Genomic DNA, 3,337 nt, shown 5'->3' with positions numbered 1-3,337 from the left:
TCCAAGGCGCGCCGGGCACCTGGTTTTGCCCTCCTCGGCGAGCCCGGTGAAGAAAAAGACGTCGTCCTTGAGCTCAAGTCCATTGCCGACGTCGGACTGGTGGGCTACCCCTCGGCCGGGAAGTCGTCACTGATCAGCGTGCTTTCGGCGGCGAAGCCGAAGATTGCGGATTATCCCTTCACGACGCTCACGCCGAATCTTGGTGTCGTCATGGTGGATAACGACGCTTTCACGATCGCGGATGTCCCCGGTTTGATTCCCGGTGCTTCTGAAGGTCGCGGCCTGGGTTTGGATTTCTTGCGCCATATCGAACGATGCGCGGTGATCGCCCACGTGGTTGACCCGGCGGCCCTGGAAGCCGACCGTAACCCGGTCGATGACATTCGTGCACTGGAAGAAGAATTAGCCGCGTACCAAACAGCGTTGGATCACGACACTGGGCTGGGAGATCTGCGTGAGCGGCCGCGTGTCATTGTTATGACGAAGATGGACGTTCCTGACGCGCGCGACATGGCTGAGTTGGAAAAGGAATCCCTCGAGCAGTTCGGGTGGCCCATTTTCACGATTTCGTCGGTCGCCCACGAGGGCCTGGACGAGCTTCGCTTCGGCTTATGGGAGATCGTGAAGAAGTATCGGTCTGAGCACCCGGTCGACGAGGAACCCGTGGCGGTTCTTCGACCCGAGCCCGTTGACAAACGCCGAGGCAAACTGGGTCGCAAGAGCGCAGCGAAGAACGCCGGTGAGGATTTTGTCGTCCAGACGGACAACGGCACGGATAATGAGCTCGGTGGCTTTATCGTCGAAGGTAAGAAACTCGACCGCTGGATTCGCCAGACCGACTTCGAGAACGATGAAGCGGTGGGGTACTTGGCTGATCGCCTGGCCCGGATTGGTGTGGAGGATGCTCTCTTTGATGCCGGCGCGCAGCCCGGTTGCGATGTGACCATTGGGGACATCACATTCGAGTGGGAGCCGACAACCTCGGCGGGGATCGATCGCACGCCGGATAGCCGTGGTTCGGATGCGCGTTTGTCGCAAACCCATCGGGCGACAGCGGAGGAGCGCAAGCGGGCGTCGCAGGTTCGTCGTGGACTTATTGATGAATACGACCTGGGGCAGGAAGCGTCCCGCGAGCGGTGGGAAGGCTAAACACCGAGGAACAGGGGAAGGGAATTGGCCGATCCGCACGCGCTGTGACGCGGTCCACATCTTCCGCCAAAATGCAAGGAAAAAGACACTGCAGACCGTCGATAAGAGGCGGATGGGATATGACAGTTCCTCCTTTTCTTGCTAATACTGGATAGCGTGCTTGATGAGCGGCAGAGGACGTATGCCCTCATCTCTTCATCACTTTTCTGTTCTCAATCTGATGTATCAGGATCGATGCCTTCTTCTACCCAGACCCTGACCCCTGAACAAACGACTAATAACACGACAGATCACACGAACGCCGATCGCGACGTCGCACCCGACCATCCACAACCGTCTGACCAGGAAGTGTCGGGTCAACACCCCGACGCCGAACTCCCTTCGAACTTCCAGCCAGACGCACCTGCCCCTGAGGGAGTACCCATGCGTGACGATGTGCACGTACATATGCCAGGCCCGGTTGTTCCGGCCAAAGAATTCCAATTCCCGGACCCCGACCAGGGCATAGATGATCGTGCCGCTGGCCACGAATCCACCGTTCGTGAGCGCATTGCCGACGCTAAGAAAATCGTCGTCAAGATTGGGTCGTCCTCGCTGACGGATGACAACGGAGCCGTGTACCCGGAGGCCATGGACCGCATTTGCGATGCACTGGAGGCTCGCATGGCCCGTGGTAGCGACGTGATTGTTGTGTCATCGGGCGCGGTGGCCTGTGGCATGAAACCACTGAACTTGCCGACGAAACCCACCGATTTAGCCACGAAACAGGCCGCTGCCGCCGTCGGCCAGGTGCTGTTGGCGCAAGAGTGGGGGCGGACGTTCGCCCGCTACGGCAGGCCCATCGCTCAGGTTTTGTTAACGCAGTCCGACGCCGGCCGTCGTGACCGCGCTCGCAATGCGCAGCGCACGATTGATCGCCTTCGCCGCATGCACGTCGTTCCCATTGTTAACGAGAACGACGCGGTGGCGACCTCGGAGATGCGTTTCGGCGACAACGACCGCCTGGCCGCGCTGGTGGCGCACCTGGTCTCTGCGGATGCGTTGGTGTTGCTGTCCGATGTGGATGGTTTGTACGACCGCAACCCGTCCTCGCCGGGCGCACGCTTTGTGCCTGAGGTCAAGAGCGGCAACGATCTGAAGGAAGTCGCCGCGGGCGATGGCGGCAAGTTGGGTACAGGCGGCATGGCCTCCAAGCTCTCGGCTGCCCGGTTGGCCTCGCGCGCTGGTGTTCCGGTGCTGTTAACCTCGACGGCTAATATCGGCCCGGCGCTGAATGATGCGGACGTCGGAACGGCCTTCTGGCCGCGCGAAGAACGCCTGTCTGCGTGGAAATTCTGGGCGCTGTATGCCGCCGACGCCAGCGGCACGTTGCGCCTTGACGCGGGCGCGATGAAAGCTGTGACGGAGAAGCACTCGTCGCTTCTTGCTGTTGGTATTCGTCGTGCCGACGGGGACTTCACCGCGGGTGACATCGTCGATATTGTGGGCCCGAAAGGGCAGGTCATTGGCCGCGGTGAGGTTAATTACGATTCCTCAACATTGGCGGACATGATTGGGCGGTCCTCGGAAGAGCTGCCCGAATACCTCCACCGCCCCGTGGTACACCGCGATTATTTGTCCAATTTCGCTTCCCGCGCCTAGGTGGAGCAGTAGGTTAAAAAGCATCGTGAGGACATCACGGCGACGATTGATCACCGTTGATTACTGCGCCGTGATCGACAACCACAATGAGGAAAGGCTTCATGACAACACCTAGCCAGAATCCCCAAAACGACACCAAGACGACCGACCCGAACACCAAGCTCGACGACGAGCGCGCACAGGAGCGCGCTGAGGTCCTCGATAAGGCTCAGCGTGCGCATGACGTTGCCCAAACGCTTCGTTTAACAACGGTTCAAAAGAATGAGCTGCTCCATCACGCAGCTGACGCATTAGTGAAATCAGCGTCGGCAATTATTGAGGCGAATGACAAAGATGTTGCCGCCGGCCGTGAGTGGGGGATGTCCGAGGCTCTCATCGACCGCCTGGTTCTCGACGAGGACCGCATCGAGGGAATCGCCGACGGCCTGCGCCAGGTGGCTGCGCTGCCCGACCCCGTGGGCGACATTGTTCGCGGCTCGACCTTGCCGAATGGCCTGGAGCTCAAGCAGGTGCGCGTCCCGCTCGGCGTGATGGGCATGGTTTATGA

The 3,337-nt window shown here is 60.1% G+C and carries 2 protein-coding genes and 1 pseudogene; all 3 read left to right on the top strand.

The window, feature by feature from the left end:
* Nucleotides 1-1,149, top strand: a 1,149-nt coding sequence (obgE, locus tag Q3981_RS08855; RefSeq protein ID WP_303125381.1) for a GTPase ObgE, incomplete at its 5' end; no start/stop codon positions are given.
* Between the two features lie 423 nt (nucleotides 1,150-1,572).
* Entirely contained in the window at nucleotides 1,573-2,790 is a 1,218-nt protein-coding gene (gene proB, locus Q3981_RS08850; protein ID WP_046202762.1) for a glutamate 5-kinase, read from the top strand.
* A 101-nt stretch (nucleotides 2,791-2,891) separates the two neighbouring features.
* A pseudogene (locus Q3981_RS08845) lies at nucleotides 2,892-3,337 on the top strand (gamma-glutamyl-phosphate reductase); the annotation flags it as partial.

This window comes from Corynebacterium sp., assembly GCF_030530965.1.
GTDB lineage: Bacteria > Actinomycetota > Actinomycetes > Mycobacteriales > Mycobacteriaceae > Corynebacterium.
The sequence above is the reverse complement of the archived record's forward strand: the minus strand, read 5'-3'. Positions and strand labels throughout refer to the sequence as shown.